The sequence below is a fragment of the Dactylosporangium fulvum genome (genome assembly GCF_025137375.1).
GTDB lineage: Bacteria > Actinomycetota > Actinomycetes > Mycobacteriales > Micromonosporaceae > Dactylosporangium > Dactylosporangium fulvum.
Genome location: NZ_CP073720.1, coordinates 1769162 through 1793298, shown reverse-complemented (window position 1 = coordinate 1793298; position 24137 = coordinate 1769162). Strand labels below are relative to the sequence as shown.

The 24137-nt window shown below is 71.1% G+C and carries 21 protein-coding genes; 7 read left to right on the top strand and 14 right to left on the bottom strand.

Annotated features, from left to right (window positions below; genetic code table 11):
• Nucleotides 1-699 precede the first annotated feature (699 nt).
• The 6 genes from Dfulv_RS08350 to dhaM form a co-directional block, all read right to left on the bottom strand.
• Nucleotides 700-1356: a regulatory protein RecX gene (locus Dfulv_RS08350; RefSeq protein WP_406567947.1), complete on the bottom strand. Its 657-nt coding sequence runs from the start codon at nt 1354-1356 to the stop codon at nt 700-702.
• A gap of 143 nt (nt 1357-1499) precedes the next feature.
• On the bottom strand, nt 1500-2549 hold the full coding sequence (gene recA / locus Dfulv_RS08345; protein ID WP_259862066.1) for a recombinase RecA: 1050 nt from the start codon (nt 2547-2549) through the stop codon (nt 1500-1502).
• A gap of 155 nt (nt 2550-2704) precedes the next feature.
• A complete protein-coding gene (locus Dfulv_RS08340; protein WP_259862065.1) occupies nt 2705-2905 on the bottom strand; it encodes a DUF3046 domain-containing protein in 201 nt (66 codons plus the stop codon).
• Between the two features lie 9 nt (nt 2906-2914).
• Complete coding sequence (locus Dfulv_RS08335; RefSeq protein ID WP_259862064.1) at nt 2915-4180, bottom strand: MFS transporter; 1266 nt, start codon at nt 4178-4180, stop codon at nt 2915-2917.
• 32 nt (nt 4181-4212) lie between these two features.
• A complete protein-coding gene (locus tag Dfulv_RS08330; protein WP_259862063.1) occupies nt 4213-4473 on the bottom strand; it encodes an HPr family phosphocarrier protein in 261 nt (86 codons plus the stop codon).
• Nucleotides 4457-4849 (bottom strand): dihydroxyacetone kinase phosphoryl donor subunit DhaM, encoded by a 393-nt coding sequence (gene dhaM / locus Dfulv_RS08325; RefSeq protein ID WP_259862062.1) that lies wholly within the window; start codon nt 4847-4849, stop codon nt 4457-4459. The genes Dfulv_RS08330 and dhaM overlap by 17 nt, the downstream gene beginning before the upstream one ends.
• Nucleotides 4850-4893: 44 nt before the next feature.
• Here dhaM and dhaK point away from each other — a divergent pair, with 44 nt between their 5' ends.
• On the top strand, nt 4894-5892 hold the full coding sequence (dhaK, locus tag Dfulv_RS08320; protein WP_259862061.1) for a dihydroxyacetone kinase subunit DhaK: 999 nt from the start codon (nt 4894-4896) through the stop codon (nt 5890-5892).
• A 1-nt stretch (nt 5893) separates the two neighbouring features.
• Nucleotides 5894-6508, top strand: coding sequence for a dihydroxyacetone kinase subunit DhaL (gene dhaL / locus Dfulv_RS08315; RefSeq protein ID WP_259862060.1), 615 nt, complete (start codon nt 5894-5896; stop codon nt 6506-6508).
• On the opposite strand, the gene Dfulv_RS08310 is transcribed toward dhaL, so the two are convergent.
• The 5 genes from Dfulv_RS08310 to Dfulv_RS08290 form a co-directional block, all read right to left on the bottom strand.
• The gene (locus tag Dfulv_RS08310; RefSeq protein WP_259862059.1) at nt 6483-7625 is read right to left on the bottom strand and encodes an acyl-CoA dehydrogenase family protein; all 1143 of its coding nucleotides are present in this window, start codon (nt 7623-7625) and stop codon (nt 6483-6485) included. The genes dhaL and Dfulv_RS08310 overlap by 26 nt on opposite strands.
• A gap of 206 nt (nt 7626-7831) precedes the next feature.
• Nucleotides 7832-8563 (bottom strand): hypothetical protein, encoded by a 732-nt coding sequence (locus tag Dfulv_RS08305; protein ID WP_259862058.1) that lies wholly within the window; start codon nt 8561-8563, stop codon nt 7832-7834.
• Nucleotides 8564-8590: 27 nt separating this feature from the next.
• Nucleotides 8591-9379, bottom strand: coding sequence for a hypothetical protein (locus Dfulv_RS08300; protein WP_259862057.1), 789 nt, complete (start codon nt 9377-9379; stop codon nt 8591-8593).
• A gap of 75 nt (nt 9380-9454) precedes the next feature.
• Nucleotides 9455-10252: a hypothetical protein gene (locus Dfulv_RS08295; RefSeq protein ID WP_259862056.1), complete on the bottom strand. Its 798-nt coding sequence runs from the start codon at nt 10250-10252 to the stop codon at nt 9455-9457.
• A gap of 121 nt (nt 10253-10373) precedes the next feature.
• The gene (locus Dfulv_RS08290; RefSeq protein ID WP_259862055.1) at nt 10374-11720 is read right to left on the bottom strand and encodes an aminotransferase class I/II-fold pyridoxal phosphate-dependent enzyme; all 1347 of its coding nucleotides are present in this window, start codon (nt 11718-11720) and stop codon (nt 10374-10376) included.
• A 35-nt stretch (nt 11721-11755) separates the two neighbouring features.
• Between Dfulv_RS08290 and Dfulv_RS08285 the strand changes: the two genes are divergently transcribed.
• Nucleotides 11756-12988: a bifunctional pyridoxamine 5'-phosphate oxidase family protein/GNAT family N-acetyltransferase gene (locus Dfulv_RS08285; protein ID WP_259862054.1), complete on the top strand. Its 1233-nt coding sequence runs from the start codon at nt 11756-11758 to the stop codon at nt 12986-12988.
• On the top strand, nt 12988-13626 hold the full coding sequence (leuE, locus tag Dfulv_RS08280; protein WP_259862053.1) for a leucine efflux protein LeuE: 639 nt from the start codon (nt 12988-12990) through the stop codon (nt 13624-13626). Before Dfulv_RS08285 ends, leuE begins: the two co-directional genes overlap by 1 nt.
• 86 nt (nt 13627-13712) lie before the next feature.
• Here leuE and Dfulv_RS08275 read toward each other — a convergent pair whose 3' ends face one another.
• Entirely contained in the window at nt 13713-14084 is a 372-nt protein-coding gene (locus tag Dfulv_RS08275; protein WP_259862052.1) for a hypothetical protein, read from the bottom strand.
• A 156-nt stretch (nt 14085-14240) separates the two neighbouring features.
• On the opposite strand from Dfulv_RS08275, the gene Dfulv_RS08270 reads away from it, so the two are divergent.
• Nucleotides 14241-18770, top strand: coding sequence for an ATP-dependent helicase (locus Dfulv_RS08270; RefSeq protein WP_406567946.1), 4530 nt, complete (start codon nt 14241-14243; stop codon nt 18768-18770).
• A 1197-nt stretch (nt 18771-19967) separates the two neighbouring features.
• Here Dfulv_RS08270 and Dfulv_RS08265 read toward each other — a convergent pair.
• Together Dfulv_RS08265 and Dfulv_RS08260 are read right to left on the bottom strand one after the other, a co-directional pair.
• Nucleotides 19968-21169 (bottom strand): IS3 family transposase gene (locus tag Dfulv_RS08265; RefSeq protein WP_259867542.1). Its coding sequence is split into 2 segments (ribosomal slippage): nt 19968-20878 and nt 20878-21169, totalling 1203 coding nucleotides; the frame shifts between segments, so codons are not numbered across the junction.
• A 235-nt stretch (nt 21170-21404) separates the two neighbouring features.
• A complete protein-coding gene (locus tag Dfulv_RS08260) occupies nt 21405-22328 on the bottom strand; it encodes an LLM class F420-dependent oxidoreductase (protein WP_259862050.1) in 924 nt (307 codons plus the stop codon).
• Between the two features lie 15 nt (nt 22329-22343).
• Here Dfulv_RS08260 and Dfulv_RS08255 point away from each other — a divergent pair, with 15 nt between their 5' ends.
• Together Dfulv_RS08255 and Dfulv_RS08250 are read left to right on the top strand one after the other, a co-directional pair.
• Entirely contained in the window at nt 22344-23144 is an 801-nt protein-coding gene (locus Dfulv_RS08255) for an SAM hydrolase/SAM-dependent halogenase family protein (protein ID WP_259862049.1), read from the top strand.
• A 76-nt stretch (nt 23145-23220) separates the two neighbouring features.
• Nucleotides 23221-24063: an SAM-dependent methyltransferase gene (locus tag Dfulv_RS08250; RefSeq protein WP_259862048.1), complete on the top strand. Its 843-nt coding sequence runs from the start codon at nt 23221-23223 to the stop codon at nt 24061-24063.
• Nucleotides 24064-24137: the final 74 nt, after the last annotated feature.

Here is a 24137-nt window from a genome sequence, read left to right as displayed (position 1 = left end):
CGACGCGGGTGATATGGAGGAGACGCCCGGCCACTGCATCAAGATGTATCGATATTGAGGCTTAGGAAGCCCCGCTGCTAGGCCGCTGCTAGCGCCGACACCTCCCGCAAGGTGTGGCGCTCTTATCTGCTGCAATCTCGTAAGTGTTGCTGATCTGTGACGCGATCTATGTTGTGCGGTAAACCCGCGGTGGTTGGGCGGTCTCCATCTGGTAACGCCGAGGCTAGGTCGTCAAGGGCGCTTCGGTCAAGGACTCATGATCGGGCACCATACGGGACGTAAGTCCGTCAAGTGCGCTCGCCAGCCGAAACGTCCCAGCAGCGACATTTGCCCGGATGTTTCCGGCATGTCGGGCGCTCATGACCGCCTGAGTTCGACCCGGGGTAGCGACCCGAAGACTCGGCGTCGAGTTCAAGCCGCGGTACGGCTGCAACCATTCCACCACACACCGTGGCCCCCACCAACCACACCATCGACGGCGGTCACAGAAGTCGCCGTTTCCACCCGATTGCCCACACGTCGAGAAACGGCCACCCCGCAACCCGCCGTCAGCCATGATCACGGACGTTTCCATGGCCCAGAGTCCCGCAAAACTCCATGATCATGAGCCGTCACCCGGCCGGCCACCCTGAAGGGTGAAGCCCGTTGATGGACACTCACTACCCGTGCGGCATCTGAGGCCCGGGGCAGGCGCGGAGCTCAGCGGGAGTCCGGCTCCAGCGTGGAGTCGGCCAGGGCGTCCGGGTCGATGCTGTCCGCGAACTCGGCCGCAGCCGCGTCGCGGTCGGCCAGCGCCTCCTTGACCAGGCGAATGGCCAGGCCCGGCGGGTAGCCCTTCCGGGCCAGCATGCCGACGATCCGGCGGAACGCCACCTCGGGAGCCGCGTTGGACTCGACCCGCAGGCGGCGGGCCACCAGGTCGCGGGCCGTCTGCTCCTCGACGTCCGGGGCCAGTTGGTCGAGCGCCTCGCCGACCTCGTCGGAGGAGACGCCCTTGCGCCGCAGCTCGCCGGCGAGTGCCCGCCGGGACAGGCCGCGGCCGTGGTGGCGGCTGGTCACCCAGGCCCGGGCAAACGCCGCGTCGTCGATGATGCCGACCTCGTCATACCGGTCGAGGATCTCGGCGGCGATGTCGTCCTCCACGCCGCGCTTGCGCATCGCCGCGGCGAGCTCTGCCCGGGTGCGCGGCCGCACCGCCAGCTGGCGCAGACAGATTTCCCGCGCTGCCTCCCGCGGGTCAGCCGGAGCCGACCGCAAAGCGCCGCGACCCGAGCCCGGATCGTCGGTGGAGGGCGAAGACTCAGCGTCCTCGGCGCTCCGGCGCCGGTCGCCTCGCCGGTTCCCCCAGCCCGGCATCAATCACCTCCGGTGTCGTCCGCGCCGAATGACCGCGCATCCAGCAGCAGAGGACCTGATGCCGGCGTCGCGCGGCTTGGCCCACGCGACGCCGGCACCAGGTCGGTCTCGGCTGACCGTCAGAAACCGCCCGCCGAAGGCCGTCAGAAGTCGACCGCGACGGCGTCCGGACCGCCCGCGGCGTCCGTCGACTGGCCGACGCCGACACCCAGCTTCTCCTTGATCTTCTTCTCGATCTCGGCGGCCACGTCGGGATTCTCGCGCAGGAACTTCCGCGCGTTCTCCTTGCCCTGGCCGAGCTGGTCGCCGTCATACGTGTACCACGCGCCGGACTTGCGGATGATCGCCTGCTCGACCCCCACGTCGATGAGGGAACCCTCGCGGGAGATGCCCTTGCCATACATGATGTCGAACTCGGCCTGCTTGAACGGCGAGGCCACCTTGTTCTTGACGACCTTGACGCGGGTGCGGTTACCCACGACATCGGTGCCGTCCTTCAGGCTCTCGATGCGCCGCACGTCGAGGCGGACCGACGCGTAGAACTTCAGCGCGCGACCACCGGTCGTGGTCTCCGGGCTGCCGAACATGACGCCGATCTTCTCGCGCAGCTGGTTGATGAAGATCGCCGTGGTCCCCGACGTGTTGAGGGCACCGGTGATCTTCCGCAGGGCCTGGCTCATGAGGCGAGCCTGCAGACCCACGTGGCTGTCGCCCATCTCGCCCTCGATCTCGGCGCGCGGCACGAGAGCGGCGACCGAGTCGATGACGATGATGTCGAGCGCGCCGGAGCGGACCAGCATGTCCACAATCTCGAGCGCCTGCTCACCGGTGTCCGGCTGGGAGACGAGCAGCGCGTCGGTGTCGACGCCGAGCGCCTTGGCATAGTCGGGGTCGAGCGCGTGCTCGGCGTCGATGAACGCCGCGATGCCGCCCTGAGCCTGGGCGTTGGCGATCGCGTGGAGCGCCACGGTCGTCTTACCGCTCGACTCCGGTCCGAAGACCTCGATGACCCGGCCGCGGGGAAGGCCGCCGATGCCGAGAGCCACGTCGAGCGCGATGGAGCCGGTCGGGATCACCGCCTGCGGGGCCAGGACGCGCTCGCCGAGGCGCATCACGGAGCCCTTGCCGAACTGCTTGTCGATCTGCGAGAGGGCGAGCCCGAGCGCCTTCTCCCGGTCCGGTTGTACTGCCATGTCCGTCACCCCTGGGTTCGCGGTCTTCGTCGGCGTTCGTTTGGTCACGCAGACAAGCTAAGCGCCGGGTATGACAAAAACTGCCCGCGTGGTGCCCAACGAGCAGGAGATTACCCGTACATCTGTTCGACCAACACGCCGACACGCCAAAAATGTCAACGAAGACGTGCAGGAACACGCTCCGGGTAAGCCGCAACTACTGCCCGCCACACGGTAGCGGTCTCCTCGCCGCCGGTGAGGGCCTCGTCGATGGTGCGGCCGCCCAGCTGCGACAACACCTGGTCGTGGGCGATGCTCCTGGCGTATCCCACGCCGAACACCTGCTCCAGCCGCTGCCAGAAATCCGTCAAACGCACGTGACCACGTTAAGCAGCCGACCGGCGCGACACCACCGCCACGAGCGGAACGACGGCGACGGCTGCCACGATCGTCAGCGCCGGATAGCCGAACAGGTCGACCACGACTCCGGCGAGCGCTCCCGCCGACGCGCCGGCCACCCCCATCACCAGGTCGGACAGGCCTTGAACGCCGGCGCGCCGCTCAACCGGCACCGACTCCGACAACAACGTCGAACCGGCCACCATCGTGCAGCCCCAACCCAGCCCCAGCAGGGCCATCCCGGCGGAGAGCCGTGGCGTGCTGTCCCCGGCGGTGCCGCTGAGTGCGCAGGCCAGCAGGAGCAGCGCGACGCCGGCGAGGATGAGCGGGCGGCGGCCGTAGCGGTCGGCGAGCCAGCCGATGACGGGCGACAGCGCGTACATGCCGGTGATGTGGATGCTGATCACGAGGCCCACGACGCGCAGCAGGTCGCCGTGATCGTGGACGTAGTCGCCGATGTGGACCGGGGTCATCGACATCACACCGATCATGACCACGTGACCGACGGTGACGGCGGCAACACCCACCCGCGCACCGGGGCTGGCCAGGACGGTGCGGACGGCCTCACGCCACATGCCACGCGATTTGTCCGAAATATTTGACTCGGCGACCAGCGACCGCGCCGTCACCAACGGATCCGGCCGCAGCAACGCCAGCACGGCCACCGCCGCCAACCCGAACACGACAGCGCTGAACAGGTACGGCCCGCCGTACTCCGGAACTCCCCACCGCGCGGTCAGGCGATCCGTGAGCGGCGCCAGGTTGGGCCCCGCGACCGCCCCGATCGTCGCCGCCCACACCACGATCGACAGGTGCCGCGCCCGCCGGTCCGCCGCCGCCAGGTCCACCGCCGCGTAGCGGGACTGGAGGTTCGCCGCGCTCGACCCGCCGAAGAGGAACGTGCCGATGAACAGCAGCGGCACGGTGTCCAGCCACACGGCCGTGGCCACCAGCAGGGCGCCGAGCGCGCCGACGGCATACGCGAACACCAGGCCGGGCCGCCGCCCGCCGGACCGCATCAGCCGCGCGGCGGGCACCGCGACGAGCGCCGCGCCGATGACCGTGCTGCTGCCGGCGAGCCCGGCCGCGGTCGGCCCCGCCATCGACGCCGCGAGCAGCGCGCCGACGGACACACCACTGGCCACGCCGAGCCCGCCGACGACCTGCATGCTGACCAGCAGGCCGAGGGTGCGGCGCTGGAGCCGGTGGACGTCGACGCCGGGTGGGGTGATGAGGGCGGTCACGCCCGTCATCGTCGCGTACGCACCAAGGTGCGCACTACTCCTTACTTCACGTCCTCCAGGATCGATGCGGCCGCGCGGGCCGCCTCGGCGGCGTCCGCGCCGGTCGCCCGGACCACGACCGTCGCGCCGGCCCGCGCACCGAGCCCCATCACGGCCAGCACGCTGCGGGCATTGGCCTGCTTGCCGTCGAACACCACCTCGACGGTGCTGGTGAAGCCCGCCGCGGCCCGCACCAGCGCCCCGGCCGGGCGGGCGTGCAGGTCGGCCGGCAGCACCACCGACAGCTCAGAGCTTGCGGACATCACGGGCCTCCACCGCCGCCTGGGTCACCTCGGCCAGGCCGGCGCCGGTGCCGGCGAGCACCGCCGCGGCGACCGCGCCCTCGACGAACGGCGCGTCGACCAGCACCGCGTCGTTGGCGACCCGGTCCTCCAGGACGGTCTGCGCGGTGAGCACGGCACTGCCGAGGTCGGTCAGCACGAGGACGCCGGCGCCCCGGTCCGCGCGGTCGATGGCGACGAGGATGCGGTCATAACTGGTACCGAGGCCGCCGTCGTCGGTCCCGCCGGCCGCCTCGATGGGCACCTCCTCGCCCGCCACCTGGACGAGCAGGTCCCGCAGCCCGTGCGCCAGCCGCTCGCTGTGCGAGACCAGCACGATTCCTACCGGTTGCTCCATGTCGGGCAATGCTATGTGCCCGCGGTACCGCCAAAATGACAGGCATGAAGAAGTTCATCAACGATCCGGCCGACGTGGTGCGGGAGGCGCTGGCCGGGGTGGCCGCCGCCCATCCCGATCTGCGGGTCGACCTCACGGAGCAGTTCGTCGTGCGCGCCGACGCGCCGCGCACCGGCAAGGTCGGGCTGGTCTCCGGCGGCGGTTCGGGGCACGAGCCGCTGCACGCCGGGTTCGTCGGGCCCGGGATGCTCGACGCCGCCTGCCCGGGTGAGGTCTTCACGTCGCCGGTCCCCGACCAGATCCTGGCCGCCACCAAGGCCGTCGACGGCGGCGCGGGCGTCGTCCACGTCGTGAAGAACTACACCGGCGACGTGATGAACTTCCAGCTCGCCGCCGAGCTCGCCGACGACGAGGGCATCCGGGTCGAGACCGTGCTCGTCGACGACGACGTCGCGGTCGAGGACTCGACATGGACCGCGGGCCGCCGCGGGACCGGCGCGACGCTGCTGGTCGAGAAGATCGCCGGCGCGCTGGCCGAGGAGGGTGCGCCGCTGGCCGACGTGGCCGCGGTCGGCCGCCGCGTCAACGAGCTGTCGGCGTCGTTCGCGGTGGCGCTCACCGCCTGCACGACGCCCGCCACCGGAAAGCCCGGGTTCGACCTGCCCGACGACGAGATCGAGGTGGGCGTCGGCATCCACGGCGAGCCCGGCCGCAGCCGGCAGAAGCTGCGCCCGGCGAAGGAGATCGCCGCACTGGTCACCGAGCCGATCCTGACGGCCAAGCCGATCGCGTCCGGCGAGCCCGCGATCGTCCTGGTGAACGGTCTCGGTGCGACCCCGCTCATGGAGTTGTACGTCATGTTCGGCGAGATCACGCGCCTGCTGGACGCCGCCGGGGTGCGGATCGCCCGCTCGCTCGTCGGCAACTACGTGACCAGCCTCGACATGGCGGGCATGTCCCTGACGGTCTGCCGGGTGGACGACGAGCTGCTGCGGCTGTGGGACGCCCCGGTCCGCACGCCCGGCCTGCGCTGGGGGATGTGACATGGACGCCGCACTGGCCAGGGCCTGGGTCACCGGCATCGCCTCGGCGGTGCGCGACCGGGCCGACGAGCTGACCCAGCTCGACGCCGCGATCGGTGACGGCGACCACGGCGTCAACCTGCGCCGCGGGTTCGACGCGGTCGTCGCCGCGCTGGAGTCCGCCGAGACGCCGGCCGCCGGTGACGTGCTGGTGAAGACCGGGACGACACTCGTATCGAAGGTCGGCGGTGCGTCCGGCCCGCTGTACGGCTCCGCGTTCCGCGCGATGGGCAAGGCACTGCAGCAGGAGTCGTCGGTGGCGCAGGCGCTGGAGGCGGCGCTGGAGGCCGTCCAGAAGCTCGGCAAGGCCGTGCCCGGCGACAAGACGATGGTCGACGCCCTGGCTCCGGCGGTGGAGGCGTACTCGGCGGCCCCGGGCGACGAGGCGGCGGCCGCTCGGGCCGCCGCCGCTGCGGCCGCCGACGGCATGCGGGCGACCGTCCCCCTGCAGGCTCGCAAGGGTCGCGCCTCCTACCTGGGCGAACGCAGCATCGGCCACCAGGATCCGGGCGCGACCTCGACCGCGTTGATCTTCGAAGCGCTGGCCGCCGTTACAGGCCCAGACCCCGGCCGATGATCTCCTTCATGATCTCGGTGGTGCCGCCGTAGATCGTCTGGACGCGGCTGTTGAGCCACGCCTTGGCGACCGGGTACTCGAGCATGAACCCGTAGCCGCCGTGGAGCTGCACGCACCGGTCCGCGACCTTGTTCTGCAGCTCGGTCGTCCACCACTTGGCCTTGGCGGCGTCCGTGACGGAGAGGCGGCCGGCGTTCTGCTCGACGATGCACGCGTTGAGGAACGTGCGTGCGATCGTGACCTCGGTGTCGAGCTCGGCGAGCAGGAAGCGGTTGTGCTGGAACTTGCCGATCGGGCGGCCGAACGCCTCACGGCTCTTGGCGTAGTCCAGCGTGACGGAGAGGATGTGCTCGGCGGCGGCGACCGCGGCGACGGCGATGCCGAGGCGCTCCCGCGGGAGGTTGGCCATCAGGTGGTAGAAGCCCTGGTGCTCCTGACCGATGAGGTGGTCTGCGGGGATGCGGCAGTCGTCGAAGAAGAGCTCGGCGGTGTCGTTGGCCTTGAGGCCGACCTTCTCCAGCCGCCGCCCGCGGGTGAAGCCGGGCGTGTCGCGTTCGACGCCGAAGAGGCTGATGCCGTGGGCGCCGCGGGACGGGTCGGTCTTGGCCACGACGATCACCAGGTCGGCGAGCTCGCCGTTGGTGATGAAGGTCTTCTGGCCGTTGAGCACCCACGAGTCGCCGTCACGGACCGCGGTCGTGCGGATGCCGGCCAGGTCGCTGCCGGCGGCGGGCTCGCTCATCGCGATGGCGGTGACGATGTCTCCCGAGCAGAATCCCGGCAGCCAGCGCTTCCGCTGCTCCTCGGTCGTGAGATCGGTGAGGTACGGCGCGACGACGTCGTTGTGCAGCCCGAAGCCGAGCCCGGACGCGCCGGCGGCGACGATCTCCTCGACCAGCACGGCGTTGAACCGGAAGTCGCGTTGCCCGCCGCCGCCGTGCTCCTCGTCGACGTCCATCCCGAGCAGGCCGGCGGCTCCGGCCTTCCGCCAGACGTCGCGGTCGACGATGCCGGCCTTTTCCCACTCGTCGTTGTGCGGCACGGCCTCCCGCGCCAGGAACTCCTTGCACAGTTCCCGGAAGGCATGGTGCTCGGCCTCGTACAGGTGGTGCTCCATGCGGGCAAGTGTGCGACGCGAGACACAGTCTCGCCTAGGCCTGTTTCGTCACTGGGGTCGGAGCGAGGCGGAGTCCAGATTTCGTCTGGCGTCGCCCCGCGGAAGTCCGGCTACCGGTGTTGTAACCGGGCTTTCGCGGGGTGGCGCCAGACGAAATCTGGGCCCGCCGCAGCCCGGCCTCAGTGACGAAACAGGCCCTAGGCCTGTCAGAGGCCGAGCATGCCGTAGAGGTGGTCGGGCAGCGGCTCCGCCGACGAGGGCGCCGTCACGGTGACCGGGGAGCCGAAGTCGGAGTACGCCGCCTCGACCGGGTTGTCGGGGATGTTCACCTTCATCGTGAGCAGCCGGTCCTGGCCGTCCACCGTCGCCTCGAACGGCACGGCCCTCGCGACGGCCCCGAGTTGCACGACCCGCGCGATGTCCACCGGCCCCCAGGCGTTCACGCGCGTCATGTCGACGGTCCCGCTGTACGTCCCGCCGGACCGCCGCACGTCATGCGTGGCGGCGACCAGCGCCTGGACGCCCGTCGGGTCCGCGATCGCGCTGAGCCCGAGGGCGCCCGGCCTCGTCACCCGGGCCTGGTCGACCCGAAACCAGGTGTTGCCGTCGAACCCGGGCAGCGGCAGGCCCGTCAGCCGCGTATACGCCGAGCCGTGCACCCCGATGGTGTCGATCTTCAGGGACGCACCGTCGGAGCGCACGCTCACGGAGGCGTCGAGCATGCCGGCGACCGGGTCGATCGCCCCGGTGTAGCTCCCCTCCTTGGCGACGACCTTGAACCTGTAGCTGCCGATGCTGAACGCCCGCAGGCTGGTGGCGAGCCCGGTCGGCGACGGCACCGCCGAGGCGGTGGGTTTCGGCGGCTCGTCGTCCTTGCCGCCGATCGAACAGCCGGTGAGCGCGATCAATGCGACGAGCGTGACGAGTGCCGTCCTCATCTGGCGCAGCGTAGCGCCGCCCGGGGGTCAGCTGTTCAGCAGGCTGTAGACCGCGGCGATGGCGGGCGTGACGTCGGCGGCCTTCGGCGGCGCGACCGTGACCGGCTGCCCGTGGCCGGCGTAGTCGATCGTCATCGTCTGCTCGGACACCGTCCCGTAGGCAGGGATCGTGATCTTGATCGACGTCAACTTGTGCTGGGCGTCGAGCGTCGCGATGAACGGCGCGGCCTTGGCCTTCTCCCCCAGCGCGGCGAGCACGGCGCTGTCGTCGACGCCCAGGTCTCCGCCCTGACTCAGGTCATAGGTCCCGGTGATCGTCGTCGGACTCTCCTGCTTCGCCGTGCCGACGCGGCCGACGAACTGCTGGCTGCTGGTCGGGTCCTTCTCCTCGAGCAGGCCGATGATCTCCTGCTTGGTGACCTTGGCGCGGTCGAGCTTGTACCACTTCTTGGGGTTGACGCCGCTCGCCGGGATGCTCGTCTTGAAGTAGTAGTCGGTGCCGATGACGATGCCCTCGATCGTGTACTTCACGCCGGAGATGACGCCGTCGGCCTTCACCTGATGCTTGCCGGCCGGGTCGGCGGCCCCCGAGAAGGTGCCCTCGGCGATCTTCATCGTGTAGGTGTAGGTCGAGGAGTTGAGGTCCTTGACCGCCTTGTCCAGGACTTCCCTGGCGGTCGGCGACGGCGACGCGGCGGACGTCGGCGCGCTGCTGCCGCCGGCATTCGTCTTCTTCTCGTCGCCGCCCCCACACGCGGTGCCGAACGCCAGAGTCGCCACCGTGACGGCGGCCGCGATGATCCTGCTGGTGCGCATGCTTCCCCTCCCTGCATCTACGCCCGACCGGGTTGTGCGGGGCCGGCGCGGTGCGGCCGGCCCCCACAGACCCGCCTACGCCCCGTTCAACAGGTCATAGGTGGACGCGGGTGCGTCCTCGACCTCGGAAGCGGCCGGCGTGGTCACCGTGACCGGGGCACCGAAGTCGCTGAACGTGGCTGTGACGTCGCCGGCCTTCGTGTCACCGTAGGCCGGGACACTGACCTTCAGCGTGGCGAGGTTACCCTTGTCGTCGACCGTGGCCTCGAACGGCACGGCCTTCGCCTTGTCTCCGAGCGCCTTGACGGCCTCGTCGTCGATGGTCCCCCAGGTCGTCTTGGTGAAGTCGAGCGTGCCCTTGATGAGCTTGCCGTCGGTGGTCTCGGCCGTCGCGATCACACCGGGGAGGTCCTTGAGGTCCACCGGGTCCTTGGGGTCACCGATGCCCAGGTTGCTCATCGACTTGACCTTCGACGGGTCGATCTTGAGCCACTTCTTGCCGTCGAAGCCCGGCAGCGGCAGCCCACTGATCTTCACGTAGTAGGCAGCCGGGGTGATCTGCACGTCGATGGACATCTTCGTGCCGGGCTCGACCTCGGCGGTGAGCTTGCCGGTGCTGACGCCCGCCGCCGGGTCGTTGCTGCCCTCGTAGGCACCCTCGGCCATGGTGACCTTGAACTTGTGGGTCGAGGCGGTGGTCTTCGTCACCGCCGCCGAGAACTGATCGGCCGCGCTCAGCGACTTGGTGGGCGACGGAGCCGCCGACGACGCACCGGCCGACGTGTCCGATCCGCCCTTGTCACCGCAGGCGGCGACGAAGGCGAACGACGCCACGGCGACCACGCCGAGGACGGCACTCTTGACGAGTTTCACGCTGCTGTTTCCTCCCTGAAGGTGGCACCACTTGTGCTGGTGTCCACGCCGGGGGACAGTAACGGGAGGGTCTGACATTCTTCGACCGATTGCGTCACGGCCCCGCAACAAGAGTGGTTTTTCACACCTGTCGCTGTATGGTCCCGGCGGCACGGCGCAGCACCGCCTCGGCGACGCGTGGCGCGTCCCGGGGATCGAGCGCGGCCGTCGTGATGCGGATCGCCGACGGGCTCACCAGCCGATACATCGCGCCGGGGGCCACCGCGAACCCGTCCTCGCGCAGTCCCGCCACCATGGAGGTCTCGTCGGCGACCGGGACCCAGACGTTGATGCCGCTCACGCCGCGCGCCGGCATCCCGCCGAGGGCGTCACGCAGGGCCTGCCGGCGCTCCGCGTAGCGATCCCGGGCGCGTCTCACCAGGCCCTTCGTCTCCGGATCCCGCCACAGCTCGATGACGAGGCGCTGCAGGACGGTGGAGACCCAGCCGGTGCCGAACCGCATGCGCCCCTCGATCCGCGCGACGGTGGTCTCGTCCCCGGCCACCGTCGCCACACGCAGATCGGGGCCATACGGCTTGGACAACGAGCGGATGTAGGCCCACGAGTCGGTCGCACCGGCCAGCGGATGCGGACGTTCATGTGCCAACTCAGCCGCGTGATCGTCTTCAAGAACAAGAATCGATCGGTACTGCATGAGTCTCCGGCGCAACGCGAGCGCTCTCCCGCGGGTGACGAACGCACCGGTCGGATTCTGCGCGCGACCGGTCACCACCAGGGCCGCGACCCCGGAGGAGAGCGCGGCGGACAGGCCGTCCTCCGTCGGGCCCTCGTCGTCGACCGGCACGGGCACCGCCGTGAGCCCGAGCGCCGCGACGAGGTCGAGCAGGTTGGCCCAGCCCGGGTCCTCGACGGCGACCCGGTCGCCGGGCCGCAGGTGAGCGACGAGCGCCCGCTCGATGCCGTCGAGCGCGCCGCCGGTGACGGTGAGCCGGCCGTCCGGGACGCCGTCGGCGGCGAACCGCTCCCCCGCCAGGTGCAGCAGTTGGGGCAGCGGGCCGCCCGCGCCGTAATTGATCGGCGGCATGTTGCGCGACAGCTTGATGAGGTGCCGCGCGAAGCCGGGCAGGAGGTCGGCGTCGGGCGCGCCGGAGGCGAGGTCGACGACCCCCTCGGGCACCCCGAGCGCGTGTCCGGTGCGGTGGGCCACCGGCGGGCGTGCGCGCACCCGGGTGCCGGCCCGGCCGGCCGTCTCGATCAGGCCGCGCCCGCGCAGCACCCGATAGGCCGCGGCGACGGTCGCCGGACTCACGCCGAGGGTCGCGGCCAGCGTGCGCACCGGCGGCAGCGCGGCGCCCGGGTCGAGCCCGCCGGTGCGGACAGCGGCTTCGACACTGGTGGCGATCTCGGCCGCCGTCGCGCCGGAAATCACGGCTGCCGTCTCCGCCGACGGCTGATATTGTACTGCCACAGTTCACAGATTGTACTAGAACAAATGAGGTCGCGGTGGACACCTACCTGAAGACGGCACGGACCACGCCCAAGCGGCTCGGCGAGCGCGCCTCCTATGACGCGGCGCTCGTGCACAGCGTGCTCGACGAGGCCTATGTCTGCCATCTCGGCTTCGTCGTCGACGGCGAGCCCCGCGTGCTGCCGACGCTGCACGCCCGCGTCGGCGACACGGTCTACCTGCACGGGTCCACCGGCAGCCGGGCCATGCTCACCGCACGGGAGCAGGGCCTGCCGGTCTGCGTCACGGTGACGCTCATCGACGGGCTGGTGCTCGCCAGATCCCAGTTCCACCACAGCGTCAACTACCGCTCGGTCGTCGCGCACGGCACGGCACGGCTGGTCACCGACGAGCGGGAGCGGGCCGACGCCTTCGCCGCCCTGGTCGACAAGGTCGCAACCGGACGAGCGGCCGACAGCCGCCCGGCCAACACCAAGGAACTGGCGCAGACCGCGATGCTGGCACTGCGGCTCGAGGAGGTCTCGGCGAAGGTGCGCACCGGCGGGGTCGCCGACGACGAGGCCGACCTCACCCTGCCGCACTGGGCCGGTGTGGTGCCGCTGCGCCTGACCGCGGGCGTGCCGGTGCCGGCGCAGGATCTGGAGGTACCACTCCCGGAATATCTGCGGCCGAAGCGCTCTCCGTGGCATGCCGCGCCCACGCTGCGAGGCACGCACGTCGTGCTGGAGCCGCTCGACCACGTGCACGCCGAGGGGCTGTTCGCCGCGCTCGACGACGCCGAAGTGTGGACCCACCTCGCGGTCGCCCGGCCGGCTTCGGCGGCGGAGATGGCGCGGATCGTCGCGGCCGCGATCGCCGACCCGGCGCGGACCGCCATGGTGCAGAAGGATCCGGCGACCGGCACGATCGTCGGCAGCGCCTCGTTCTATGCGATCGACCCGGACCGGCGCTCGATCGCCATCGGGCACACCATGCTCGGCCGCCCCTGGTGGCGCTCGGGGGTCAACACCGAAGCGAAGCTGCTGCTCATGGGGCACGCCTTCGACACGCTCGGCGCGATCCGGGTCGAGTGGCACACCGACATCCGCAACGAGCGGTCGCAGCGTGCCATCGCGCGGCTCGGCGCCCGGCGCGAGGGTGTGCTGCGGGCTCACCGGCAGCGATCCGACGGCAGCTGGCGCGATACCGTCCTGTTCGCGATGATCGCCGACGAGTGGCCCGAGGCGCGGGCCCGCCTGGGTGCGGCGCTGGCAGCGGGAGGTCACTAGTGCTCGGCATCACCAACCCCTGGACCTATGTCCTGGGCACGGTCGCGATCGTGCTGTTACCCGGGCCCAACTCGCTCTACGTGCTGTCCGTCGCCGTCCGGCGGGGCGTGCGCGACGGATACCGCGGGGCGGCCGGGGTCTGGCTCGGCGACGCGGTCCTCATGACCCTGTCGGCGGGCGGTGTGGCGTCGCTGCTGCACACCTACTCCTGGCTGTTCAACGTGGTGAAGTATGCGGGCGCGGCCTACCTGGCCTACATCGGCGTCCGGCTGGTGATCGACACGGTCCGGCGGTTCCGGCGGCCTCCGGCGGAGCCCCAGGCCACGCCGCCGCCCGACCGGCCCTTCCGGCGCGCGCTCGTGATCAGCCTGCTCAACCCGAAGGCGATCCTGTTCTTCGTCTCGTTCTTCATCCAGTTCGTCGACCCGGCCTATCCGCATCCGGCGGTGAGCTTCCTGATCCTGGGCGCGATCGTGGAGATCCTCTCCGTGCTGTACCTCACCGTGCTCATCTTCGGCGGGCGGTTCCTGGCGGATCAGTTCCGATCGCGGCGCAGACTGGCCGCCGGGCTGAGCACCACGGTGGGTGGCGTGTTCCTGGCGTTCAGCGTGAAGCTGGCGACCGCGAGCATCTCCTGAACCGCACGGGGGTCTCCCACCCTGCGGTGAGAGACCCCCTTCGCTGCCCGGCCAGGCAAGTCATCCGTTCGGAGCGCTGCGTCGGTCTACTCGGTCACGACGAGGTCGGGGCGGCCGAGCTCACGCAACAGGTCGTTGACGACACGCTCGTCGCCGGCACGACGGCGGTCGGCTGCGACCCTGCCGCCGGTGAGCAGCGCGAGACGTGCGCCACCGCGGGCCGGGCCCTGATAGACGAAATAGTGGACGGCGGCCCGGACGCGGGCACGGTCGGCGGCGCTGGCGCCGGCGGTGTCGGCGATCAGCCGGCGCAGTGCGGCGGCGACCCGCTCGGCACGGTCGACGTCGGCCGCGGACCGGCCGGTGCGCAGCGCCCCGAGATAGGCCTCCAACTGCCGCAACAGCACCTCGGACTCCTGCCGGACCGCCCGCGCGGCGATCGTGCGCTGTGCTGCCACGGGCCACTCCTGTGCTGTGCGCGCCTTCGTTGATGCTCCCGGCGGCGCTCACGCATGCCGCAAGGGATTCACACACCTTAGCCAAACTCCTCATTTCGGGCAAATACGGATAATCCAAACGGCCGACCCTCGGAAGTGTCGTACCCCCGAGGCAGGATGGTTGGCATGGATGAGCTGGGGCGTTTCGGCGCGGCGACGCGCGAGTGGTTCCGCGCTGCGTTCGCGGCGCCGACCGCCGCTCAGGCGGGTGCATGGAAGGCGATCAGCGCCGGACGGCACGCGCTCGTGGTGGCGCCGACCGGCTCCGGCAAGACGCTCGCCGCGTTCCTCTGGTCGCTCGACCAGCTCGCCGCGCAGCCACCGGCCGACCCGGCGAAGCGCTGCCGGGTGCTCTACGTCAGCCCGCTGAAGGCGCTGGCGGTCGACGTCGAGCGCAACCTGCGCGCACCGCTGGCCGGCATCCGGCAGGCTGCCGCCCGCCTGGGGCAGGAGCCGCCGGACATCCGTGTGGCGATGCGCACCGGCGACACCCCAGCCGACGAGCGGCGCGCGTTCACCCGCACACCGCCCGACATCCTGATCACCACCCCCGAGTCGCTCTATCTGCTGCTCACGTCACAGGCGCGTGACGCGCTGCGGGGCGTCGAGACGGTCATCGTCGACGAGGTCCACGCGGTCTGCTCGACAAAGCGCGGCGCCCACCTCGCACTGTCCCTCGAGCGGCTCGACGCCCTGCTGGAGCGCCCGGCGCAGCGGGTCGGGCTGTCCGCGACGGTGCGGCCGATCGACGAGACGGCACGGTTCCTCGGCGGGGCCGCCCCGGTGGAGATCGTCCAGCCGCCGACCGCCAAGACCATCCAGGTCGAGGTGCAGGTGCCGGTCGAGGACATGACCGCGCTCGGCGAGACCGCACCCGGCGAGGACGACGAGCCGCGACAGGTGTCGATCTGGCCTGCGGTCGAGGAGCGCGTGCTCGACCTCATCGAGGCCCACCGGTCGACGATCGTGTTCACCAACTCCCGCCGCGGGGCCGAGCGCCTCTGCGCGCGGATCAACGAGCTGGCCGGCGCTCGGGCGGGCGTGCCGCAGCCCGAGCCGGCGCGCACGCCCGCGGAGACGATGGCGCAGGCCGGCACCGCCAACGGCGCGTCGCCGGTCGTCGCCCGTGCCCACCACGGCAGTGTGTCGCGCGAGGAGCGCAAACACATCGAAGAGGCGCTCAAGTCCGGCCAGTTGCCCGCCGTCGTCGCCACCTCGAGCCTGGAGCTCGGCATCGACATGGGCTCGGTCGACCTGGTGGTGCAGATCGAGGCGCCGCCGAGCGTCGCGGCCGGGCTCCAGCGGGTCGGCCGGGCCGGGCACCAGGTCGGCGCGGTGTCCCGCGGCGTGGTGTTCCCCAAGCACCGGGGCGACCTGGTGTCGTGCGCCGTGGTCGCCGAGCGGATGGTCGAAGGCGGCATCGAGGAGCTGCGCTATCCGCGCAACCCCCTCGACGTGCTGGCCCAGCAGATCATCGCGATGGTCGCGATGGAGCCCTGGCACGTCGACGAGCTGGCGACGCTGGTCCGGCGGGCCGCGGTCTTCGCCGACCTGCCCGAGTCGGCGCTGTTCGCGGTGCTCGACATGCTGGCCGGGCGCTACCCGTCGACGGCGTTCGCCGAGCTGCGCCCCCGTGTGGTGTGGGACCGCACCGAGGGCGTGCTCACGGCCCGGCCCGGCGCCCAGCGGCTCGCGGTCACCAGCGGTGGCACGATCCCCGACCGGGGCCTGTTCGGCGTGTTCCTGGCCGGCGCGGAGAAGGCCGCCCGGGTCGGTGAGCTCGACGAGGAGATGGTCTACGAGTCGCGCGTCGGCGACGTCTTCCTGCTCGGCTCCACCTCGTGGCGCATCGAGGACATCACGCCCGATCGGGTGCTGGTCTCCCCCGCGCCCGGCGCCGCGGCGAAGATGCCCTTCTGGAAGGGCGACTCGCCCGGCCGCCCGGTCGAGCTGGGCCGCGCGATCGGTGCGCGGCTGCGCGGCTTCGTGAAGTCCGGCGACGACGCGGCCCGGGCACACCTGCGCACCGGCGGGCTCGACGACTGGGCTGCCGACAACCTGCTGGCCTACCTGCGCGAGCAGCGCGAGGCGACGCGGCACCTGCCCGACGACCGCACGGTGCTGGTCGAGCGGTTCCGCGACGAGCTCGGCGACTGGCGGCTGACCGTCCACTGTGTCCTCGGTGCCCGCGTCAACGCGCCGTGGGCGCTGGCGATCGCGCGGCGGCTCAACGAGCGATACGGCGTGGACGGGCAGGTCATGCCGAGCGACGACGGCATCGTGGTCCGGCTGCCCGACGTCGTCGACGAGCCGCCGGGAGCGGACCTGGTGGCGTTCGCCCCCGACGAGATCGCCGGCATCGTCGAGGAGACGGTCGGCACGTCGGCGATGTTCGCCGCCCGCTTCCGCGAGTGCGCCGCCCGGGCGCTGCTGTTGCCACGCCGTGACCCGCGCCGCCGCCAGCCGTTGTGGCAGCAGCGGCAGCGCTCCGCGCAGCTGCTCGACGTCGCCCGGGACTACGCCGACTTCCCCATCACCCTCGAAGCGGCCCGCGAGTGCCTGCAGGACGTGTTCGACGTCGCCGGCCTCGTCGGCGTCATGCGTGAGATCGCCGGCCGCAAGCTGCGGCTCGTTGAGGTAGAGACAGAGCGTCCGTCCCCGTTCGCACGGTCGCTGCTGTTCGGCTACGTCGGCGCGTTCCTCTACGAAGGCGACGCGCCGCTGGCCGAGCGGCGAGCCGCCGCGCTGGCGCTCGACCCGACGCTGCTCGCGGAACTGCTCGGCCGGGTGGAGCTGCGTGAACTGCTCGACCCGGAGGTGGTTGCCGAGACCGAGCGGACCCTGCAGTGGCTCGGCGCGCAGCGCACCCCACGCGACGCCGAGGACGTCGCCGAGATGCTGCGGGTGCTGGGCGACCTGTCCGACGCCGAGCTGGTCGCGCGGGGCGCCGATCCGGCGTGGGCCGCAGAGCTGGCCACCCAGCGCCGGGCGATCCAGGTGCGGGTGGCGGGCGAGGCGCGCTGGATCTCCATCGAGGACGCGGGCCGGTTCCGCGACGCGCTCGGCGTGGCGTTGCCGGTCGGGCTCCCCACGGCCTACCTCGAACCGGTCGCCGACCCACTCGGCGACCTGGTGTCCCGCTATGCGCGCACGCACGGGCCGTTTGCCGTGACGACGTGCGCGGCCCGGTTCGGGCTCGGCGTGTTTGTCCTCGAGCAGGCGCTGCGACGCCTGCCGTCGGTGGTCTCGGGTGAGTTCTCGCCCGGCGGCGCCGGCACCGAGTGGTGCGACGCCGAGGTGCTGCGCCTGTTGCGCCGCCGCTCGCTCGCCGCACTGCGCCGGGAGATCGAGCCCGTGCCGCCCCGGGCGCTCGCCCGGTTCCTGCCGCAGTGGCACCACATCGGCGCCTCCCGCGCCCGCGGCGTCGAGGCCGTCGCGTCGGCGCTCGAGCAACTGCAAGGCGTGGCCATGCCCGCGTCGGCGCTCGAGCGGCTCATCCTGCCCTCCCGGGTCGCGGACTACACCCCGGCCTATCTCGACGAGCTGTGCTCCTCCGGCGATCTCGTGTGGGCCGGCGGCGGGGCGATCGGCGAGCACGACGGCTGGATCAGCCTGGCCTTCGCCGACACGGCCCCGCTGCTCCTGCCCGCACCGACCGACGTCGGCGGCCCGCTGCACGAGGCGATCCTGACCGCACTCGACGGCGGCCAGGCCCTGTTCTTCCGCAGCCTGTCCGAGCGCGTCGCCGCCGTGCTGCCCGCTCCCCCACCGGAGGCGGAGCTCATCGAGGCCGTGTGGGACCTCGTCTGGGCGGGCCACCTGTCCAACGACACGTTCGCGCCGCTGCGCGCCAAGCTCGGCGGAGGAGGCGCACACCGCTCCCGGCCGTCGGCCCCTCGGTCGCGATACCGGCGCCCCGGCTCGGCGGCGATGTCCCGCGTCTCGCTGGCGGTGGCCCGCACCGGCCCTCCGGTGGCCGCCGGCCGCTGGCACCGCCTCCCCAACCGCGACCTCGACCCGACCCGCCGCGCGACGGCCAACGCCGAGCTGCTCCTCGACCGGCACGGCGTGGTGACCCGGGGCGCGGTCATGGCCGAGGACCTGCCCGGCGCCTTCGCGGGCGTCTACCCGGTCCTCGCCGCGATGGAGGAGCGGGGCGCGGCCCGCCGCGGCTATTTCGTCGAGGGCCTGGGCGCGGCGCAGTTCGCCCTGCCCGGCGCGGTCGACCGCCTGCGGGGCGGCAACGGCGGCGACGAAAGCCGCGACGCTCTGGTGCTGGCCGCCACCGACCCCGCCAATCCGTATGGCGCAGCACTCCCCTGGCCCGAGCGCGTCGTCGACGCGGGCGACGGCGAGCGCTCCGGCCACCGAGCCGGCCGCAAGGCGGGCGCCCTGGTCGTGACGGTCGGCGGCGACCTGGTCCTCTACATCGAGCGCGGCGGCCGCACCCTGCTGTCCTATGTGGACAACCCCGAGCTGCTCTCCTTGGCCGCCAAGGCCCTGGCCGACGCCGTCCACGGCGGCGCCCTCGGCGCGTTGTCGGTCGAGCGAGCAGACGGCGAGTCGATCCACGACTCCCCGCTGCGCGACGCACTGTCCGCGGCCGGCTTCCGCACCACCCCGCGGGGCCTCCGCTTGCGCAGCTGACCCGGCAGTCCAGTCCAGCCCGCTGTCTGGGTCTGGGTCTGGGGCTTGGGGTTGGGGTTGGGGTTGGGGTTGGACGAGCGGATGGTCGCGGCGAGCCGCCGGTATGGCAAGCGGCTTGGCACACGGCCTGACGGGCGGCCCGGCAAGCAGCTTGGCGGGCCGCTTGGGCGGGCGGCCTGAGGCGGGCAGCTTGGGCGAGCAGCTTGGGCGAGCAGCCTGAGCGGGCAGCTTGGGCGAGCAGCTTGGGCGAGCAGCTTGGGCGAGCAGCCCGAGCGAGTATGTGGACTCCGCGAGCCGTCGCCGCAGTGAGCCGTTGCCGAGGCGGTGGGCCTACGAGCGGGCTGAGCGGTCGCTCTGCGGGCGGGCAGCAGACACGCACACGGCCAGCCCAGCTCGAACGGGCGAAAGTGGCCAGCCAATGGCCGGATTGGCCAATGGCGGCTGAACTCTGGGCCGGCTCGGCGGACGCGGCCACGACAGGCACATTGCGCAGACGCGCTGCGGCACGTCCCTGGTGGGAACGAGTCCGCCGATCGCACAGCTGGGCCTTGTCCCGACCCGGGGATACGGATGCTGGAGTGACCCTCGCCGCGCGGAGCCCGCTTCAAGTCGACGGTAACCGATCGGCGGACAATCCGGACATCACGGTGCATCGTCAGTTATCGATACGTGTGGGTTTCATGATCCCGAAGACTTGATGTACCTATGGCAGCACGAAGTCTTCGGGATCATGAAAACGGGCCGCCACCAGGAGCGCACAAGCCCGCGACCGCCAAGATCTGCAATAGACAGCGATCAAGCGAGGAACCAGGGACGCTGCTGGGCGATAGGCGATGTCGTGCCGCGGGAAGGCCCGAGCGCACAGCAACCGAGAGCGCCGCACGGAGCCCCCGATGGCGCAAGGAGCGCCTGAAGCAGCCGCAGCAACACAAGGAACAGCTACAGCAACACAACCGACGCCGCCGCAGGCCGCAGAAACAAGCAACGTCGCACTGGACATGGCCCGTATAGGGGAGCGAGAACACGCCAACGCCTACACAAACCGCGGCAACAAGCAACGCCCGCACCAGGCGCGACGACACAACGCTCGCATAGGCCGCGAGAACACGCCAATGCCTACACCAAGCAACGCACAAGCCGCGACGACACACGCACCGCTCGCAGAGGGGGCTTGACCCCTGATCTTGGACACGGGGTTTATGCGGCTGGCGCCAGCGTAGCTGGTGCTGTTCGGATGTTGTTTTCGTAGTTGATCGGGGATTGCTGTCCGAGTCGGGAGTGGCGGCGGACGGTGTTGTAGCGGTGCAGCCAGCGGAACGCGGTCAGCCGGGCTTCGCGTTCGTCGGTGAACGCGCGGCGGCCTTGCAGGGTTTCGCGTTTGAAGGTGGCGTTGAACGACTCGGCCAGGGCGTTGTCGGCGGAGCTGCCGATCGCGCTCATCGACTGGCGGACGCCGGCCGCGGTACAGGCTTCAGCGAAGTCCTTCGATGTGTACTGGGCTCCGTGGTCGGTGTGCATGATCGCCCCGTCCAGGCTGCCGCGGGTGCGTTGGGCGGCGTTGAGGGCGTCGATGACCAGGTCGGTGCGCATGTGTTCGGCGATCGCCCAGCCGGCCAGGCGGCGGGAGTGCAGATCGATGACCGTGGCCAGGTAGAGGAACCCGCGCTCACCGACAGGCAGGTAGGTGATGTCACCGACATAGCGCTGGTTGACCGCTGTGGCGGTGAAGTCCCGCCTGATCAGATCAGGTGCCTTCGACGCCGCCGGGTCCGGGATCGTGGTCTGTACCCGCCGGCGCAGCCGCAGACCCCGGATCCGGTAGCGGCGCATCACCCGGGCGACCTTCTTGCGATTGACCGGCGGCCCGCTGTCGCTGAGTTCGGCGGTGATCCGCGGCGCCCCGTAGGTGCCGTCGTGCGCGGCCTGCACCGCCCGGATCCGCACCGCCAGAGCCGCGTCCGCGGCCTCCCGGGCGGCCCGTGCCGGCGCCGTGGCCTGCCAGTAGTAGAAGCTCGAGCGGGGGATCCCGAGGATCTGGCACAACCGCTTCACGCCGTAGCGTTGCTGATGGTCGGCGACGAACTGGAAGCGGTTCACCAGCGCGTCTCCCCGGCGAAATACCGGGCCGCCTTCCGCAGGATGTCGCGTTCCTCCTCCAACTCGCGGATCCGTCGCCGCAGCTGCGCGTTCTCCTCCTCGACCGAACCGGCCGGCTGCGGCCTCGCCGAAGCCATCGGACCGCCAGCCCGCCGCTGGTCATCGGCTCGAACCCAGCTACGCAACGTCTCCCGATTGACGCCCAGATCGTCGGCGATCTGCGCGATCGTCGCTCCCGGCCGAGACCGGTACAACGCCACCGCGTCGGCCTTGAAGTCGGGCGGGTAGTGCTTGTTCACCATCGTGTTCCAGGACTCCTGATCTCCCGGGACCATCAACATCCCAGGTTCAAGTGTCCAAGATCAGGGGCCAACTCCCGAAGCCGTGACAGCACAAGCGACACCAGCGCAAGTCGTGGCACACAACGCCCGCGCCCAGTTGCGGCGACACGACCAACGCCGGAGTCACGGCGAGACAACAGGTGTCCGCAAAGTCGCGGCGCCACCAGGGACGCCGCGACGGCGGGCTACCGACGGTCTACGGGAGCAGCGGGGCCACCTCGGCGGCGATGAGGTCCAGGTGGTCCAGGTCGCGCAGGTCGAGCACCTGCAGGAAGAGCCGCGACGCGCCGATCTTCACATACTCGTTGAGATGCTCGGCGATCTCCGACGGAGTGCCGAACAGCGGGCTGGCGTCCGGGTCCAAGCCTACCGACTCGGCCCTGCGCCGCACCTCCGCCTCGTTCTCACCGCAGACGATCGTCTGCGCGACCGAGAACACGATCGGGGCACGGCCGTCGCGGCCCTCCTCCTCGATGGCGGCGACTACTCGCTTGAACGCGGCGTCGGTGTCGGCCAGGCTCGAGAACGGCACGTTGTACTCGGCGGCGTAGCGGGCCGCCAGCTGCGGGGTGCGGCGCGGGCCCTTGCCGCCGACGATGATCGGCGGGCCGGGCTGCTGCACGGGCTTGGGCAGCGCCGGGGAGTCGACCAGGTCGTAGTACCGGCCCTCGAACGAGAACGTCGACCCCGCCGGAGTCGACCACAGGCCCGTCAAGATTGCCAGCTGCTCCGACAGCCGGTCGAACCGCTCGCCCACCGGCGGAAACGGGATGCCGTATGCGGTGTGCTCCCGCTCGAACCAGCCCGCGCCGAGCCCGACCTCGATCCGGCCGTTGCTCATCGCGTCGACCTGCGCGATCGTGATGGCCAGCGGGCCCGGGTAGCGGAACGTCGCCGACGAGACGAGCGTGCCGAGCCGGATCGTCGACGTCTCGCGGGCGAGTGCGCCGAGCGTGACCCACGAGTCGGTCGGGCCGGGCAGCCCGTCGCCACCCATCGTCACGTAATGATCGGAACGGAAGAACGCCTCGAAGCCGAGCCGCTCGGCCCTCTGCGCGATCGCGAGCTGATCCTCGTAGGTGGCGCCGAGCTGGGGTTCGGTGAACACGCAAAGCCGCATAACACCGACACTATCGTGATGGCCGTGCGCTGGATCTCGTTCACCACCGACTATGGACTGACCGACGGGTTCGTCGCGGCGTGCCACGGCATGATCGCTCGGCTGGCGCCCGAGGTCCGCGTGATCGACGTGACGCATCTGGTACCACCCGGCGACGTCACCCGCGGCGCGGCGGTGCTCGCCCAGACCGTGCCGTCGCTGCCGCTCTCCGTGCACCTGGCGGTCGTCGATCCGGGCGTGGGCACGGCCCGGCGCGCGATCGCCGTGGAGGCCGCCGACGGCAGCCTGTTCGTCGGCCCGGACAACGGACTGCTCGTCCCCGCCGCCGAGGCTCTGGGCGGCATCCGCCGGGCGGTGCACCTCACCAACCGGGAGTGGTTCGCCCCGCACGTCTCACACACGTTCCACGGGCGGGACGTCTTCGCGCCGGTCGCCGCCCGCCTGGCCCTCGGTGCGGACCTCACAACCGCGGGAGAAGCAGTGCCGGATGTCGTACGGCCGGTGCCCCCGCACGTCGAACACACCCCCGACGGCGTGCGGGCCGAGGTACTGACGGTCGACCACTTCGGCAACCTCCAGCTCGCCGCCACGACCGCGCCGCTGGGCGGGCCCGGGACGGCGGTCAGCGTGAACGGGCGGCCGGCGCGGACCGGCGCCACCTTCGGCGACGTCGGCCCGGGCGAGCTGGTGGTGCTGACGGACTCGGCCGGGCACCTCGCGGTCGCCGTCAACGGCGGCAGCGCGGCCGACCGGCTCGGGTCGGGCCCCGGCGACCGGATCACGATCATGCGGTACGACTCAAGATCAACGCCCTAGGTTCACGACACACGAGGGCATATGATCCGAGCCGGACGGGGATGCCCAAGCGGACCACACGTGGGAAAGAGCGGACATGTCAGGCGCTGACTGGATGAAGCCCAAGCCCGACGTGGCCTACGAGCCCGTCGACTTGCAGACCGACCGGCCCCACCCGGCACGGGTCTACGACTTCCTGCTCGGCGGCAAGGACAACTTCCCGGCCGACCGCGCCGCCGCCGAGGCGGGCCTCAAGGCCAACCCCAACAGCCGCATCCCCCCGCGGGAAAACCGCAACTTCCTGCGCCGCGTGGTCGAATACCTCGCCACCGAGCAGGGCGTGCGGCAGTTCCTCGACATCGGCACGGGCATCCCGACCTCACCCAACGTGCACGAGATCGCGCAGGGCATCGCGCCCGAGTCGCGGATCGTCTACGTCGACAACGACCCGATCGTGCTGGCCCACGCCCGGGCGCTGCTGACGAGCAAGCCGGAGGGGCGCACGGAGTACATCGACGCCGATCTGCGCGACGTCGACCGCATCCTCAACGCGCCGCAGCTGCGCCAAGCCATCGACTTCGACCAGCCGGTCGCGCTGATGCTGATCGCGATCATGCACTTCGTCGGTGACGCCGACAAGCCGTACGAGGTGGTGAGCCAGCTCGTCGACGCGTTGCCGTCGGGCAGCTTCCTCGCACTGTCGCACCTGACCGGCGACTTCGACCAGGCCGCCTGGGACCGCGTCGCGGCGATCTACGCGAAACAGGGCGTGACGATGCAGGTGCGCTCACACGAGGAGATCGCCCAGTTTTTCACCGGCTTGGAGCTGGTCGAGCCGGGCCTGCCCATCGTCACGAAGTGGCGCCCCGACGCGGCCGTCGACGCCAACGCGACCGACACCCAGGTCGCGGTCTACGGCGGTGTGGCAAAGAAGGCGTAATCCGGGCATAACCGACCGAAGGGCGGGCAGTGGCCCGCCGTGGTGCGCAAGGCCCCGCCGCTGGTCGCGGCCGT